9 protein-coding genes are annotated in these 16,749 nt (G+C 45.6%); 5 read left to right on the top strand and 4 right to left on the bottom strand.

Annotated features, from left to right (window positions below; genetic code table 11):
• Nucleotides 1-29 precede the first annotated feature (29 nt).
• A complete protein-coding gene (locus tag LQ983_RS02610) occupies nt 30-599 on the bottom strand; it encodes a Dps family protein (protein ID WP_230621534.1) in 570 nt (189 codons plus the stop codon).
• 184 nt (nt 600-783) lie between these two features.
• Between LQ983_RS02610 and LQ983_RS02605 the strand changes: the two genes are divergently transcribed.
• The 5 genes from LQ983_RS02605 (at nt 784) to rlmKL (ending at nt 8,990) form a co-directional block, all read left to right on the top strand.
• The gene (locus LQ983_RS02605) at nt 784-1,548 is read left to right on the top strand and encodes an ABC transporter ATP-binding protein (RefSeq protein WP_230621533.1); all 765 of its coding nucleotides are present in this window, start codon (nt 784-786) and stop codon (nt 1,546-1,548) included.
• A gap of 1 nt (nt 1,549) precedes the next feature.
• Entirely contained in the window at nt 1,550-2,437 is an 888-nt protein-coding gene (locus LQ983_RS02600) for an iron-siderophore ABC transporter substrate-binding protein (RefSeq protein WP_230621532.1), read from the top strand.
• Nucleotides 2,431-4,404 carry a Fe(3+)-hydroxamate ABC transporter permease FhuB gene (fhuB, locus tag LQ983_RS02595; protein WP_230621531.1) on the top strand — a complete coding sequence of 658 codons (1,974 nt, stop codon included), beginning with the start codon at nt 2,431-2,433 and terminating at the stop codon, nt 4,402-4,404. Before LQ983_RS02600 ends, fhuB begins: the two co-directional genes overlap by 7 nt.
• A gap of 51 nt (nt 4,405-4,455) precedes the next feature.
• The gene (locus LQ983_RS02590; protein ID WP_230621530.1) at nt 4,456-6,624 is read left to right on the top strand and encodes a TonB-dependent siderophore receptor; all 2,169 of its coding nucleotides are present in this window, start codon (nt 4,456-4,458) and stop codon (nt 6,622-6,624) included.
• Nucleotides 6,625-6,842: 218 nt separating this feature from the next.
• Nucleotides 6,843-8,990, top strand: coding sequence for a bifunctional 23S rRNA (guanine(2069)-N(7))-methyltransferase RlmK/23S rRNA (guanine(2445)-N(2))-methyltransferase RlmL (gene rlmKL / locus LQ983_RS02585; RefSeq protein ID WP_230621529.1), 2,148 nt, complete (start codon nt 6,843-6,845; stop codon nt 8,988-8,990).
• 99 nt (nt 8,991-9,089) lie between these two features.
• On the opposite strand, the gene LQ983_RS02580 is transcribed toward rlmKL, so the two are convergent.
• From LQ983_RS02580 to putA, 3 genes are all read right to left on the bottom strand, one after another.
• On the bottom strand, nt 9,090-11,339 hold the full coding sequence (locus LQ983_RS02580; RefSeq protein WP_230621528.1) for a nitric-oxide reductase large subunit: 2,250 nt from the start codon (nt 11,337-11,339) through the stop codon (nt 9,090-9,092).
• Nucleotides 11,340-11,605: 266 nt separating this feature from the next.
• Nucleotides 11,606-13,096 (bottom strand): sodium/proline symporter PutP, encoded by a 1,491-nt coding sequence (gene putP, locus LQ983_RS02575; RefSeq protein WP_230621527.1) that lies wholly within the window; start codon nt 13,094-13,096, stop codon nt 11,606-11,608.
• 12 nt (nt 13,097-13,108) lie between these two features.
• Nucleotides 13,109-16,561, bottom strand: a complete 3,453-nt coding sequence (gene putA, locus LQ983_RS02570; RefSeq protein WP_230621526.1) for a bifunctional proline dehydrogenase/L-glutamate gamma-semialdehyde dehydrogenase PutA — start codon at nt 16,559-16,561, stop codon at nt 13,109-13,111.
• Nucleotides 16,562-16,749: the final 188 nt, after the last annotated feature.

Below are 16,749 nucleotides of genomic sequence, written 5' to 3'. Positions count from 1 at the left end.
CACGTCGGGTTTGCTTCATTTTATTTTAATTAAATATTACCTGAACCATTATCTAAATGGGCGCGCAAGAACCATTGCAATTTTTCGATTGCGCGGGTTTGTGCTACTAACAAATCTTCGGTAATCGGATCCAATTCGCCGAAGTGTTCCAACACGAAACGATGAGATTCGATGTTGTGAGTGTAATATTTATCGATTAAGCGTAAATGATCTTGTGCTGTCGCACGACCAAGCGGATATTCCGGGGTTTGGCGATGCGCCACTAAATTGCCCGGCAAACCGTTTGGTGAGACGCCAAGCGTGGCGATACGTTCTGCAATTTCATCCACGAAATCACGTACTTCATCGGTTTGGCTATCCAACATTTCATGCACGGCGATAAATTGCGGACCAACCACGTTCCAATGAGCGTGTTTTAAAATCAGGGCTAACTCGTTTAAGCCTTGTAAACGGCTTTGTAACGCATCGGCAATGGAATGCCCGATTTTCACTTCCACGCCCGGCACGGTGTAATCTGCGTTTTTATGCGTATCCGCACTTAATGAACGGTTCACTTCGGTTAAGGTTAATACTGGGTAGTTGATGTTTTCGGTAGTCATAATATTTTCTTCTATGGTTAGTTTTTCATCTGACGTTTAACAGGTGGGGACGTATGATGCGATTTCAAGAAAAATTTTTATGATTGTATCCCTAAGTGGATATTCAGCGCTTAATTTAAAATTGAAATGATAACGATTATCATATAGAATGGGCGCTGTTTTTGTTAGATATTTCGGATTATTCATGTTTCAGCTTCAACAAGTTTCATTTTCTATTCCTCAACGCACGTTGCTGCACTCCCTTTCCCTCTCTTTTGAAAACGGTCTGGTTTACGGTTTAATCGGGCATAACGGCTCGGGTAAATCCACGTTAATTAAACTGATGGCGCGTCAGCAGCCCATTTCCGGTGGCGATATTCTGTTAGATAGCCGTTCTATTCAAGATTGGCAGAGCCGCGAATTTGCCAAGCGTGTCGCCTATTTACCGCAACATTTGCCACAAGCCACCAATATGACCGCAAAAGAGCTGATTGCCATGGGGCGTTATGCGTGGAATGGCTTGTTTGGGCGTGAAACCGAAGCGGACAAGCAAGCCATTGCGCGTGCGTTAAAGCTGACTCATACGGAAAAATTTGCCGAACAGCTGGTGGATACCCTTTCGGGTGGTGAGCGTTCGCGTATTTGGTTGGCGATGTTATTGGCGCAAGAAAGCCAATTTTTATTGCTTGATGAGCCTTTGGCAGCATTGGATATTGCCCATCAGGTGGAAGTAATGCAGCTGGTTCATCAACTGAGTCGAGAGTTAAACCTCGGCGTGATTATCGTGATTCACGACATCAATCTTGCCGCCCGTTTTTGCGATCATTTAGTGGCGTTGCACAGCGGAAAATTGTTGGCGCAAGGCAATGCCTTTGATATCGTAAACACACCGTCATTGCGGCAAATTTATGGCATCACGTTAAACGTGATTGACCACCCGGAAACCCATCGCCCTGTGAGTTTTTATTAATATGCGACGTTTTCCTAAAAATTTACTGCTGATTTTGACCGCACTTTTCAGCCTAAAAAGCGGGGCTGGTGAACCGCAAGCAGGCTACGCCACGGTAGATTGGTCGGTTGCTGAAACCTTAATTGCTCTTGGGCAGCCGCCTCTTGCCGTGGGTGATGTGAAAAGCTATCAAACTTGGGTGATGGCGCCTCAACTGCCTGAAAACACGCTAGATTTGGGCATTCGTTTGCAGCCGAATATGGAACGCATCGCCGCGCTTCCTCATTTCGTCAATGCACAACCGCTGAGTTTCATTCACAGCTCATTTTATGCTGCGCTGAATGATAAATTAGCACCTTATAGCAACGTGTATAACGTCGAATTCTACAAGGCGGGCAATGCATGGGAAAATGTGGTTGCCGCCACGCAAGAAATCGGGCGCATTATTGACAAACCCGAAGCCGTGCAAAAATTGCTGGCGAACTATTCACAAGACATTGCCTATTTTCGACCGCTTGTTGCATCTTTTACCGACCGCCCTGTCGCCTTGGTGCAGTTTATTGACACGCGCCATCTGCGCATTTACGGCGAAAACAGCTTACTGGGTGCGGTAATTCATCAGCTCGGCTTTAAAAACGCCTATTTGCCTGAGGTGAATTATTGGGGTTTCCAAAATATTGAAATTACCGAGCTGGCGAAATTGCCGAAAAATACCCGTTTTGTGGTGATTAAACCTTATCCGCACAATATTGCCGCCGCCCTCACGCACAATACCTTATGGCAACATCTTTCCCTCGCTAAAGAACCGTTAATTCTACCTGCAGTATGGACGTTCGGCGCCATTCCTTCGGCACAACGTTTTGCGAATATTTTTGCTAACGGGTTATTGCACGGAGGTGAAGCATGGTAAATCGAGCCTTGTTATTATTTGTGCTTTTAGGTGGGCTATTTTTCGTGCTTTGCGGCGCATTATTGACGGCACAACTACCTGAGAACCATTCGCTGCTTGAATTATTCCAACAAACCGACAACCTCGATCTGTTATTGCTTCAAAGCTACACCTTACCACGCATTTGCATTGCGTTATTGGCAGGCGGAACGCTTGCCTTTGCCAGTCTATTATTGCAACAAGTAATGGGCAATCCGTTGGCTTCCGACAGCACTCTTGGCATTAACAGCGGCGCACAGTTCAGCCTGTTTTTAGTCGCCATTTTTGCTCCTCAACTGTTGGAATATGGCGCAAGTGCCGTTGCGCTGATTGGTGCGGCTTTGAGCTTGTTGCTGGTTATCACGCTCGCAATGCGTAAGACGATGTCGCCCTTGTTGCTGATTTTGGCTGGGCTGGTGGTGAACCTCTATTTCGGCGCTTTCACGGGTATGATGATGTTGTTCTACCCAGAAGAATCGCGCGGCTTGGCGCAATGGGGGGCAGGCTCTCTCGTGCAAGAAAGCTGGCGCGATAACCAACTGCTGGCGTTGCAAAGTGCGGTCTGTTTTTCCATTATTTTTTTATTGCGTCGACCGCTTACCATTCTCACGTTAAATGACAGCAACGCGAAAAGTTTGGGCGCGCCTGTAGGCAAACTGCGTTTTGTGGGCGTGGTGGTGAGTGCTTATTTGATTGCCTCAGTGGTCAGTGCCGTGGGAATGATTGGCTTTATTGGTTTAGCGGCGGCGACCATCGTCCGTCAACTGGGCGTGCGTACTTTAACGTGGCAACTGATTGCCTCGCTATTTCTCGGTGCATTATTGTTGGCAATTACCGATTTAATTTTGCAACTCATCACCCTTTATTATCAAGTGAGCTTGCCGACGGGCGCGGTCACTGCCCTACTTGGCACCCCGTTACTGCTTTGGTTAATGTTCCGCGCGCTACCGCAGAGCGGACGTTTAACAGGCGCAACGTTGCAAAATGTTCGCCAATATCGACCGCACTTGTCATGGCTGATTATCGCTTTCTTTGCCGTCAGTTTTGTTCTCGCGCTTTGCGTGGGTAGAGGGGCGTTTTACCAAAGCTGGGAAGTGTTGCTGCCTGATAATGATTTCAGCCTGGAGATTTTAGAACTGCGCTATCCTCGTATGTTGATTGCCATTTGCGCAGGCATTTTGCTTGCGGTGGCAGGTGTGTTATTGCAACGCCTCACCCTCAACCCAATGGCAAGCCCGGAATTGCTCGGCGTTTCTTCGGGCGCGAGTATGGGGATTTTGGTGCTGCTGTTTGTGTTCTCGGCACAAGAACCCATTTGGTTTTGGCTTGCCGGTATCTGCGGTGCCTTTATAGCCCTGATGATTCTGGCGGCGATCAACCAACGCAATGGTATGTTGCCCGAAAAAGTGTTACTCACGGGGATTTCCCTTTCTGCCCTATTTGACACGCTACAACGCATAGCCATTGCCAGCGGCGATCCGCGTGCCAATCAGCTCATCAGCTGGACATCAGGTTCAACCCAAAGTTTGGATTCTGCCCTTGCGATTCCATTTACGCTTTTGGCGTTTGCATTACTTGCAGCGAGCTTGCTGTTCAGCCGCTGGCTGGATTTACTTCGACTGCAAGCCCCAATGGCACAAGCGTTAGGCTTGAACATTCAACAAACACGCTGGATTCTGATTATTTTCAGTGCGATTTTAACCGCACTTGCCACCTTAATTATTGGTCCGTTGAGCTTTATCGGCTTGCTCGTACCGCATTTAACCCACTTTTTAGGCGTACATAAAGCACGGCAACAATTACTGATTTCGGCACTGCTCGGCAGCACCATTATGCTGATTGCCGATTGGATCGGACGACAAATTCTGTTCCCTTATGAAATCCCTGCGGGCTTAGTGGCGACCTTAGTGGGCGGGACGTATTTTTTAGCGATGATGCGAAAAGTGTAACGAATTTACTAACCTCAACTTTCACCAGAAAGTTACATATAGGAAAATAACATGAAGAAAACCTTTGTATATAGCGCACTGGCAAGTGCGGTCGTTTTTGCGATGAATTCTGCATATGCGGAAGAGCAAAAAGTGGAAGAATTAGACGTGATTGAAGTGAGTTCCGATGCTTCTCAAAGCGGTCTTACAAAAGAATTTGCGGGCGGTCAGGTGGCTGCTGGCAGTCGTGCAGGGATTCTGGGTAATAAAACTAATCTAGAAAATCCGTTTGCCACCACCGGCTATACCAACAAATTCATTCAGGATAAACAAGCACGCAGCGTGGCGGATGTGTTAAAAAACGATCCGAATGTGCGTGTGGCTCGCGGCTTCGGGAATTTCCAGGAAAGCTATTTTATGCGTGGCTTTATCACGAATTCTGACGATATTCTTTACAATGGTTTGTTCGGCTTACTGCCTCGCCAATATATCGCCTCAGAAATGTTTGAACGGGTGGAAGTGCAACGCGGCGCATCGGCATTCTTAAATGGCGTAGCACCGGGCGGTGGTTCCATTGGAGGAACCATCGCCTTAATGCCTAAACGTGCATCGATGGAAGATCTCAACCGTTTTAATATCGGGATTTCCAGCGAAGAACGCACCAATATTGGGGCGGATGTTTCCCGTCGTTTTGGGGATAACAAAGAATTCGGTGTGCGTTTAAATGCGGCGCATACCGAAGGGGAAAGTGCCATTGATAACGATCATGCCCGCAATACGGTGTTCCACCTGGGGCTTGACTGGAAAGGTGAAAGCGCCCGTGTTTCTGCCGATTTAGGCTATCAGAAAAACTATTTAAGCAGTCCACGCCCAAGTGTCACATTAAGCGGTGTAACAGAAGTACCTGCCGCACCGAAGGCGACCAGCAACTGGGGACAACGTTGGACGTATTCAGAAGAACGTGACGTATTCGGCACCTTGCGCGCGGAATATGATTTCCTACCAAACCTTACCGGTTATGCGGCGTACGGCTTCCGTGACGGCAAAGAGTCCAACGTATTAGCGAATTTAACGGTGCGTAATAATAACGGTGATGGTACGCAATACCGTTTTGATAACGCTCGCCGTAATATTATTCACACAGGCGAAGTCGGCTTGAAAGGGGTGTTTGAAACAGGCGCAATCGGTCATGAAGTGGTATTAAGCGCAAACCGCTACCAAGAAAAACGCAAAAATGCTTATGTGATGGATTGGCAAAATACCTTCGCCACTGACCTTTATTCTCCGCGTTACATCAATGGTATTGCCTATTCAGCGAATGCGCTGAAAGGCAATGACTTAGATTCCCCTGCGGTAACCAATCGCGTAGTACTCACCAGTGTGGCATTGGGTGATACGTTGTCTTTCCTAGATAAAACCTTACAAGTAACTTTAGGTGCCCGCTGGCAACAGCTTTCTTCCAAAGATTTTGCCTATAACACAGGTACACAATCGGCAAGCTACAAAGAAGCAAGAATCAGCCCGAGTGTTGGCGTGGTTTATCGCTTCACGCCTGAAGTTTCCGTGTATGGAAACTATATCGAAAGCCTCTCACAAGGCGGCAGCGCACCAAGCAATGCAGTCAATCAAGGCGAAACGTTAAAACCTTATGTTGCGAAACAAAAAGAAGTAGGCGTGAAATATGAATCAGAAAGTGGCTTTGGTGCCAGCCTTGCGCTCTTCAGCACCGAAAAACCGCGCGGCTATTTAGATGCCAATAACTTCTACACCACCAAAGGTAAAGATCGTCACGACGGTGCGGAAATCAACCTGTATGGTCAAGTGACAGAAAATGTCCGTTTACTTGGTGGCGTGACCTTTTTACACGCCAAACAACGCGATACCGGTTCCTCAACGACCGATGGCAAATACACCATCGGCGTGCCAAAATTCCAAGGCAATTTGGGATTGGAATATGATGTGAAAGCCATTGACGGCTTAACCCTTGAATCCCGCGTGACTTACACCGGTTCAAGCTATGCTGATGCACAAAACACTCTCAAAGTGAAAGACTGGACCCGTCTTGACGTCGGTGCCCGTTATATCACGATGTTGGGCAATACACCGGTCACCTTGCGCGCCCGCTTGGATAACGTTACCCACAAAAAATACTGGGAATCCGTCGGTGGCTACCCGAACTATGGCTATTTAGTCTCCGGCGCGCCGCGCACCTTATCGGTGAGTGCGACCATTGACTTTTAATGACATAAAATGCGCGTTAAGAATAACGCGCATTTTTTATACGGAAGCTGAATGTCTTATAAATTACCATGAACAGGCAGATCAGTTCGTTCGCATTCAAAAAGTGCGGTCGGTTTTCAGAGTGAATCTAAAATATCCGTAAAATCCACCGCACTTCAACGCACTTCGCGTTTAAAACTGCTATAATCCCCGCCAATTTTTCCAACCATTGAGACCTTATGAAACAACTTTTTGCCACCACAGCCCGTGGGTTTGAAGAGCTTTTAAAATCCGAATTGACCGAATTAGGCGCGCAGGATGCCAAAGTCGCGCAAGGCGGCGTGCATTATTGGGCGGATGACGAAACCCTGTATCGCACTTTGCTTTGGAGTCGTTTGAGTTCACGCATTTTATTGCCTATCGTGCAAGCCAAAGTCTTTAGCGATTTGGATTTATATTCTGCGGTGGTTGGCGTGAATTGGTTGGATTATTTTGATGAAAAAGTTCATTTTTTCGTGGATTTTAACGGTACGAACCAAGAAATTCGTCATACCCAATTTGGCGCGATGCGTGTAAAAGACGGGATTGTGGATTATTTTGAACGCCATGGTCGCGCTCGTCCAAACGTGGATAAAGAACAACCGGATATTCGTATTCATGCGTATTTAAATCGTGATGACGTGGTGCTTTCTCTCGATTTAAGTGGTGATGCGCTGCATATGCGTGGTTATCGCGAAGACACCGGCAAAGCGCCGTTGCGCGAAACCTTGGCAGCTGCGATTGTGCTGCGTTCCGGTTGGCAAAGAGGCACGCCGTTAGTGGATCCGATGTGCGGTTCGGGTACGCTATTGATTGAAGCCGCACAAATGGAAGCGCAAATCGCACCGCAATTATATCGTCTGCATTGGGGCTTTGATTTTTGGCAGGGGCATAATCAGGTAGCGTGGGAAAAGGTGAAAGAAGAGGCTTTAGCTTTGGCGGAAGCCGAAAAACAGCGTGAAAACCCACCGCACTTTTATGGCTTCGATTTGGATCATCGTGTGTTGCAAAAAGCCAAACAAAACGCCAAAAATGCGGGCGTGGCGCATCTGATGCAATGGCAACAGGGCGATGTGGCGGCGATAAAAAATCCAAGTCCGAACGTAGCCGGCACGGTGATTTGTAATCCGCCGTACGGCGAACGTTTAGGCACAACGCCGGCGCTGATTGCCTTATATTCTGTGTTTGGGCAACGCTTGAAACAACGATTTGCCGGCTGGAATGCATCTATTTTTAGCGGCGAACCAAGTCTATTAGATTGCTTGCGTTTACGTTCTCACCGTCAGTTTAAAGCGAAAAACGGTCCGTTGGATTGTGTCCAGAAAAATTATCAAATTGCTGAGCGCGCCGAGCAAAGTGAGGTAGAAAACACCGTAGAATTTGACCGCACTTCTTCGGTAACGTCTGAAGTCGCGGTGGATTTCGCTAATCGCCTGCAAAAAAATATCAAGAAAATTGAGAAATGGGCGAAGCAGCAAGGACTGGACGCTTATCGCTTATATGACGCGGATTTACCGGAATATAATTTGGCAGTGGATCGTTATGCTGATCACATTGTGGTGCAGGAATATGCCGCGCCGAAAAATATTGATGAAAATAAAGCGCGCCAACGGTTGTTGGATGCGGTAAATGCTACGTTGATCGTGACCGGTATTGAAACCAATAAGTTGATTTTAAAAGTGCGTCAAAAACAAAAAGGCACCAATCAATATGAAAAATTGGCAAACAAAGGCGAGTATTTTTATGTGAACGAATACGGCGCGAAGTTGTGGGTGAATTTAACGGATTATTTGGATACCGGCTTGTTTTTGGATCACCGCCTGACCCGTAAAATGCTCGGCGAAACGGCGCAAGGCAAGGATTTTCTCAATTTGTTTGCTTACACCGGTTCGGCAACGGTGCATGCAGCGTTGGGCAAGGCAAAATCTACTACTACCGTGGATATGTCAAATACCTATCTCAACTGGGCGGAACAGAATTTGTTGTTGAACGACATTGAAGGTAAACAACACAAACTGATTCAAGCGGATTGCCTACAATGGTTAGAAAAATGCGACCGTCAGTTTGATTTGATTTTTGTTGATCCGCCGACATTCTCCAATTCCAAACGCATGGAAGACAGTTGGGACGTGCAACGGGATCATATTAAGTTAATGACGAATTTAAAACGCATTCTGCGCCCGAACGGCACCATTGTGTTCTCTAACAACAAACGCGGTTTCAAAATGGATTTTGCTAAGTTGGAAGAATTAGGTTTAAGTGCGGTGGAAATTTCTCACAAAACCTTGCCGTTGGACTTTGAACGCAATAAGCAAATTCATAATTGTTGGCTGGTGACGTTGAAATAAGAAAATAAAATAGGGCGGAAATTCCGCCCTATTTTTGTATCTCTTTATATGAAAAGCTGTTGATTTAAAATCAGCAGCTTTGTTTTTTGCTCAATTTACTTAATTGGCAATATGTTTTGGTTTGAAGAAAACCATGGTGAAAATTTGCCAGAAGAATGCAAGCGCACCAAAGATGAATACGACGTCACCGACTAAACGTACCCAACGCAAGGTGTCGAATAACGGTTGTTGCATGAATTCTTCGCTACGGGCATACCATAAACCTTCAGAGATACTCGCGTAACCTTGAATGATACCGATTGGTAATAGGCTGGAGACGATCATTAAGACCAACCCGCCGTTAAGCAACCAGAAGCCCCATTTCATCAATTTGTCGTTGAATGGTGTGTTTGGACGCAAGTAACGTGCAATTAAGAATACGAAACCTAATGCCAAGAAACCATATACCCCGAATAATGCCGCGTGGGCATGTACTGCGGTGGTGTTTAAACCTTGGATATAGTAGAGGGAAATCGGTGGGTTGATTAAGAAACCAAACACACCCGCACCTAACATATTCCAGAAGGCAACGGCAACGAAGCAGTAGATAGGCCATTTTAAGCGATCCATCCATGGTGCTTTTTGTTTCATTTCCCAGTGTTCCCAGGCTTCATGGCCAAGTAAAACTAATGGCACAACTTCAAGTGCGGAGAAGGAGGCACCTACAGCGATAATTGGCGTTGTCGCACCGGCGAAGTATAAGTGGTGGAAGGTTCCCGGAATACCGCCGATTAAGAACAATGCCGCTTCGGTGATGGTTGCTACGGTCGCTGTGCGACGGGAAACTAAACCTAAACTTACGAAGATGAAGGACAGTGCCGCCACGGAGAATACTTCAAAGAAGCCTTCTACCCAAAGGTGAACTACCCACCAACGCCAGTATTCCATCACGGATAAGTGTGTGTGTTCTCCGTAGAATAACGCCGGGCCATAGAATAAGCCGATGGCGATAACAGAGGCGAAGAACAAGGCAAGTAAGTTTTTGTCGCCAGGTTGTTTGAACGCATTCACGGTGCCGCGTAGCATTAAGACCAACCAGAACAAGATACCTGCGAATTTCACAGCTTGCCAGAAACGGCCTAAGTCGATGAATTCATAACCTTGGTGACCGAACAAGAAGCTCCATTCTTCAGGGATGATGTGTGCGATGGCCAAATAGCTACCGGTGAAGGAGCCAACCACCAAGACGACCAACGCCCAGAAGAGAACATTTACGCCAAGTTTTTGGTATTTCGGATCTTTACCGCCGTTAATAATCGGTGCAAGGAATAAACCACCGGCCAAGAATGCCATGGCGATCCAGAATAACGCTGCTTGAATGTGCCAGGTACGTACTAAGGAATATGGAAAATATTGGGAAATATCCAAACCATAGAATTCCTGACCTTCAACCGTGTAGTGCGCCACAACGGCACCTAAGTTTACTTGTACGAAGAAAAGCGCAAGTACGGTAAACAAATATTTACCCAAGGCTTTTTGTGATGGCGTTAATTGCAATTTGGTTAGCGGGTCAACTTCCGGGGAAATCGGGTCTTTTTCATCTTCACGACGTTTAAATGACCAAATCCACACCACAAAACCGATACCGGCAATGAGGAAGACGATACTGGCGATGGACCAAATGACGTTTTCCGGTGTCGGCACGTTATTGATTAACGGCTCATGCGGCCAGTTGTTAGTGTAAGTGGCATGGGTATTCGGACGCTCTGCAGAGGCAGTCCATGCTGTCCAGAAGAAGAATTTTGCTAAATCTTGACGGGCTTCTAAGCTCGGCAAGGTATTGTCTTTCATGGCGAAATGTTCACGCGTTGCTTTGCTCGCAGGATCATCACCATATAAAGAAATATAATATTGCGCTGTTTTATCGATTGCCGCTAAACGGTTGGCAGAAAGCACTACGGTGCCGTTTTCGTCAACTTTACTGCCGCGGTATTCTTTGGTTAAACGGCTTTTTAAGATAGTTTGTTGGTCATCATTTAAGTCGGCAAAATTTTTACCATACTCTTGATTTGCAACAATATCTAACCAGTTGGTTAATTCGCGGTGTAACCAGTCGGCGGTCCAGTCCGGTGCTTGATATGCGCCATGGCCCCAAACGGAACCTAACTGCATACCACCGGTGGTTTGCCAAGCGGTTTGACCGTGTAAAATATTGTCATGTGTGATAACCGGTTCGCCTTGTTCCGTCACATATTGTTTTGGAATTGGCGGAGCTTCACGATAGATTTCAAAGCCATAGTAGCCGAGAAGAGAGAAGGCTCCCACTAAGACGGCGACTAATAGGTACCAGAACTTCTTATATTGTCCCATTTGATCACTCCTTGAGAAAAGTAGAGGTAGATAACTTAATTATTTGTGTCAGACACATTCAGATTTTACGATTGAAAGTAAAATACCTGACTAATTATATCGGATTTAAAGAGGCGGTATATTACCGAATAGTGAGTAAATATAAAGGGAAAAGTGATGGCTATAAATTAAGCAACGTTATTTAGATAGGAATAACCTAAAGAGAATAGAAAAAGATAAGGGCGGAAATTCCGCCCTATTTTACATTTAAAAATGACCGCACTTTTTTAGCGTCTTGTTTCAAATTCAGCTAAAGCGGCATCGAATTGTTCCATCACTTTCGGATGCACCGGTGCGAACACGGAAGAGGTAATGGTAATGAAAGAACAGACCAAGAAACCAGGGACGATTTCATAGAGGTGAGATAAATCTTCCCAGCCCAAGTATTTCATTAATGGGCTCCAAGCAACCACCGTGATAGCGCCGGATAACATTCCCCATAATGCCGCTTTGGAGCTGATGTTGCGGTTGAACAAGGAAAGGATGACAACCGGACCGAATGCGGCACCAAAACCTGCCCATGCATAGGAAACTAAGCCCATTACTTTAGAGTTTGGATCTTGTGCGATAGCGATGGCAACCACTGAGATTAACAATACCATTAAACGACCGACCCAGACCAATTCAAGGCTTGAGGCTCCTTTACGGAAGAAACCTTTATAGAAATCCTCCGTAATTGCAGCTGAGCACATTAATAATTGAGCGGACAGGGTACTCATGACCGCCGCTAAGATCGCGGATAATACGATGCCGACAATCCACGGGTTAAACATGGCTTTACTTAACTCAATGAAAACCGCTTCTGCATTGTATAGTTCAATATTTTGGGTGGTGAAATAGGCCAATCCAAAATAGCCCACTGCAACGGCGCCGCCAAGGCAGAGGAACATCCAAGAAATTCCGATTCGACGGGCTTTTTCGAGAGAGGCAACAGAATCGGCTGCCATGAAACGGGCAAGAATGTGTGGTTGTCCGAAATAACCCAAGCCCCAAGCCAATGCAGAGATAACACCGATACCGGAAACATTGTGCAGCCAGTTGCTGTATGGAATGCCGGTGACAGCAGATTTAGCTTCCAAAGACATCGTGATTTCATCCCAGCTGATGTTGAGCAATACCATGACCGGTGCCAAAATCAAGGCGAAAATCATTAATGAGGCTTGGATGGTGTCGCTCCATGAAACCGCTAAATAGCCACCGATAAAGGTATACGTAATGGTAGCTAATGCCCCTAACCAAAGTGCGGTGGAATATTCCAAGCCCAATAAGCTTTGGAATAACTTCGCTCCCGCTACCACGCCGGAAGCGCAGTAAATGGTGAAGAAGAAGAGAATAATGCCTGAAGAAATAATCTTTAATGCTTTTTTCTGACGCGGAAAACGTTGTGCAAAAAATTCAGGTAAGGTCAGCGCATTGCTATATTTCTCAGTAAAAATCCGCAAGCGTCCTGCCACAACGCGATAGTTCAGATAGGCGCCAACGGTTAAGCCGACAGCAATCCATGCCTCGGAAAGACCTGATAAGAAAATTGCGCCGGGTAACCCCATTAATAGCCAACCGGACATGTCGGAAGCACCGGCAGACATGGCGGTCACAAAACTTCCCATTTTTCGACCACCCAAAATGTAATCGTCAAAATTTTGGGTGGAACGATAGGCGTATAACCCAATGCCTAAAATAATTGCCAAATAGAGACCAAAGGTGATGTAGATTTGCATAAAACACTCCTTTTATTCTTCTTGAGAGGACATTAATGAGGTGTTTCCACCTGCCGCAGTGGTGTTATAACTGCGGGAAAACTCATCATACAATGGCAGTAAATCTTGGGTATCTTGCCAGTCGTAACATTTGAAAATAGCTTTACTGTTTTCAGCCAACCATTGACGTTTGGCTTTATCAAGTGCGGTCAAATAAATGCCTTTTTGACAATGACCTAACTTCGTATCAACACGAATGCCCGGTTTGGCTTTGGCGGCTAATGGATGCTGCGGTTCCACCAAAATGCTAAAGCCTTTGGCAAGCAGTTTTTTTGCCGCTTTTTCTGCTGCAGCTAAGTCGCCGTTGAGAATGGCTACTTCACAAGGCAGATAAGCTAGGGAGTTGTGTTCACCGGTGATACTTTCTAATACCGGTTTGGTTGTGCCTAGCGTATTTTCATCGCCAAATTGGCTGTAATAGCGAGGCGTACGGGTTAAACGTTGCAAATAGAACTCACCGCCGGCTTTCGGCCCTGTACCGGACAATCCGTGTCCACCGAATGGTTGAACACCAACCACCGCACCTACAATATTACGGTTGATATAGAAGTTACCGCAGTTTAAGTGGCGTTCCACCATATCCATCTGTTTACGAATACGGGTATGGCAACCACCGGTCAGCGCATAACCTTTTTCATTTACCGCTTTGAGGACATTGAGTAAGTTATCTTTTTTATAACGTACGATGTGTAGAATCGGACCGAAGACTTCACGCTGTACTTGATCGAGGTTATCCAACAAATACACACTCGGTGCCACAAAATGCCCTTGAGTCGGCGTGTCGATTTCCGCATAAGCGCGGGCGACTTTACGCATGGCTGCCTTGTGGTTTTCTAGATTTTGTTTAGCTTCTTCATCAATCACAGGACCGATATCGGTTTCCAATAAACGTGGATCGCCTAAACTTAATTCTTTAATGGCTTCCGTGATCATTTTGTAATAATGATCTGCCACATCTTCTTGTAACAATAAGATGCGTAATGCAGAACAACGCTGACCTGCCGAGTCAAAGGCGGAGCTGAGAACATCAGCAACGACTTGTTCCGGTAAGGCTGAAGAGTCAACGACAAGCACGTTTTGACCGCCGGTTTCTGCAATCAACACCGGATCGTTATCTGCTAATGTCAGACGTTGCTCAATGAGTTTGGCCACTTCTGTTGAACCGGTAAATACGACGCCATCAAAAGCTTGTTGGACTAACGCAGCCCCTAAATCCCCCGCCCCTAACACCAGTTGTAGGGTTTCTTTCGGGATGCCGGCTTGGTGTAAGAGTTTCACGGCGGCATACGCAATTAATGAGGTTTGTTCTGCCGGTTTTGCAATCACTGCATTGCCGGCCGCTAAAGAGGCGGCAATTTGGCCGGTAAAGATGGCTAATGGGAAGTTCCATGGAGAAATACAAAGTACTTTTCCACGGGGCTCGGCAAGGTGATTTTGTGTTGCGAGCTGCTCTAATTGAACGGCGTAATAACGTAAGAAATCCACGGCTTCACGCAATTCGGCAATGGCGTTTGGCAAGGTTTTACCCGCTTCAACCACAGCGAGTTTCATCAACAAGCCAAAATGTTCTTCATATAAGTCGGCAGCATTGCGTAAAACATTGGCTTTTTCCACCGCACTTTTAGCTTTCCATTGGGTATTGTCGGCAGCGGTAAACGCTTTTTCCGCCTGATTTACGGCTAAAAAGGCGACTTCTGCGACAGTTTCATTGAGATTGGCCGGATTGGTGACTTGATGTGCCGGTGCATTTTCAGCATTTTCAAACGCAACCAAAGAGGTAGCGTTTTCGATGGTTGCCGCATTCAGCGCTTGTTCTAATCTTGCTAATTCCAATTCATTGCTCAGATCGAAACCGGCGGAGTTTTTACGGTTTTTAAATAATTCTAACGGTTTGAGAACCGACTTATTCGGCTCGCCATGAGATTTGGCATAAAGTTTCCATGGTGGTGTAACAAGTTGTTCGACCGGAATGTTTTCATCAACCAGCTGGTGAACGAAAGAGGAGTTTGCACCGTTTTCTAAGAGACGGCGGACTAAATAGGCTAACAAGGTGGCGTGTGTGCCCACGGGAGCATAGACACGCACTTGTCGATTCAGATTGTCTTTCCCCACAATATTGTCATAAAGGGATTCCCCCATGCCGTGTAGGCATTGGAATTCAAAGTTTTTACCTTGGCCTAATTCGTGAATCGTGCACATGGTTTGCACGTTATGGGTGGCAAATTGCGGATAAATAACATCTTGTGCAGCAAATAATTTTTTCGCACAGGCAATATAAGAAATATCAGTGTGATTTTTGCGTGTGTAAAGTGGGAAACCGTCCAAACCGTCCGCTTGCGCCCATTTGATTTCGCTGTCCCAATAAGCGCCTTTAACAAGACGAATCATCAAATAGCCTTGTTTTTCTCGAGCTAAATTAATCAAGTAATCCAACACAAACGGACAACGTTTGGAGTAAGCCTGTACTACGAAACCAATGCCTTTGTAGCCTTGTAATTCCGGTTCATCTAATAATTTTTCCACAAGATCGAGGGAAAGCTCTAAACGATTAGCCTCTTCCGCATCAATATTGATACTGATGTTGTATTTTTTCGCTAATAAGAAGAGTTCTTTTAAGCGAGGGTAAAGCTCATTGATGGTACGATCATATTTGGAACGGCTATATTTCGGGTGAATCGCAGAAAGTTTAACGGAAACACTGTTGCCGTTATAAATGGTACGGCCGGCTGCGTCTTTGCCCACTTCTTCAATGGCGTGTAAATAGTCATTGAAATAGCGTTGTGCATCGGCTTCAGTCATTGCAGCTTCACCCAACATATCAAAAGAGAACGTAAAACCTTTTTCGTAGCGTGGTTTGATGTTTTGCAACGCCTCTTGCATCGTCACGCCGGTAACGAACTGTTTACCCAAAATCTGCATAGATTTGATAATTGCCATACGCATAATAGGCGCAGACAAACGAGAGAAACTACGGGTGAGTGCGTTTGATAAACTGTTTTCATCCAAGCTTTCACTGATTTTTTTACCAAACAGTAGGCCGTAACTGGCTGCATTGATAAAGAACGAATTGGAATTGCCGATGTGAGATTTCCAGTTCCCTTCTTGTAATTTCTCATAAATTAAGTCATCGCGGGTTTGTGCATCAGGAATACGTAACAAGGCTTCAGCCAAGCACATTAACGCCACCCCTTCTTCACTGCTTAATGAAAACTCTTGCATTAAGGCATCTGCGCCATATTGTTTTTGTTTAAGTTGGCGTAATTTTTTAATTAACTTAATAGCATTTTCTGTGATCCGTTGTTCTTGTTCTGGAGAAAAATCTAATGTTTTCACTAAAGAATCGACCGCACTTTTCTCATCTAAACGATAGTTTGCAGTGATCGCTTGGCGAATAGGGCTATATTGTTTTGATAGTGTGAATTGCATGAGAAAATCTCCTTTTGTTATGTAATTGTTAACAAAATATAGATGGTCTGTTTATTAGTAAATGACTTTTTTGGTGATCTGTGATTGAAGTCACATAAAAAATAAGGTTTTGTTGTTCGTAATATGTACGAATTGTGTGTTTTATAGACTTAAAAAAGACAGGAAATAAAAAAACTCCCTACATTGAG

Origin of the sequence: Aggregatibacter sp. Marseille-P9115 (assembly GCF_920939465.1) — a bacterium.
Taxonomy (GTDB): domain Bacteria; phylum Pseudomonadota; class Gammaproteobacteria; order Enterobacterales; family Pasteurellaceae; genus Aggregatibacter; species Aggregatibacter segnis_B.
Note: the sequence above shows the minus strand (reverse complement) of the source record. Positions and strands in the feature narration are given on the sequence as shown.

What these genes read in the sequence shown, in the direction of transcription:
- LQ983_RS02610 (WP_230621534.1), bottom strand. Translation starts at nt 599, where the DNA reads ATGACTACCGAAAACATCAACTACCCAGTATTAACCTTAACCGAAGTG.
- LQ983_RS02605 (WP_230621533.1), top strand. Translation starts at nt 784, where the DNA reads ATGTTTCAGCTTCAACAAGTTTCATTTTCTATTCCTCAACGCACGTTG.
- LQ983_RS02600 (WP_230621532.1), top strand. Translation starts at nt 1,550, where the DNA reads ATGCGACGTTTTCCTAAAAATTTACTGCTGATTTTGACCGCACTTTTC.
- fhuB (WP_230621531.1), top strand. Translation starts at nt 2,431, where the DNA reads ATGGTAAATCGAGCCTTGTTATTATTTGTGCTTTTAGGTGGGCTATTT.
- LQ983_RS02590 (WP_230621530.1), top strand. Translation starts at nt 4,456, where the DNA reads ATGAAGAAAACCTTTGTATATAGCGCACTGGCAAGTGCGGTCGTTTTT.
- rlmKL (WP_230621529.1), top strand. Translation starts at nt 6,843, where the DNA reads ATGAAACAACTTTTTGCCACCACAGCCCGTGGGTTTGAAGAGCTTTTA.
- LQ983_RS02580 (WP_230621528.1), bottom strand. Translation starts at nt 11,339, where the DNA reads ATGGGACAATATAAGAAGTTCTGGTACCTATTAGTCGCCGTCTTAGTG.
- putP (WP_230621527.1), bottom strand. Translation starts at nt 13,096, where the DNA reads ATGCAAATCTACATCACCTTTGGTCTCTATTTGGCAATTATTTTAGGC.
- putA (WP_230621526.1), bottom strand. Translation starts at nt 16,561, where the DNA reads ATGCAATTCACACTATCAAAACAATATAGCCCTATTCGCCAAGCGATC.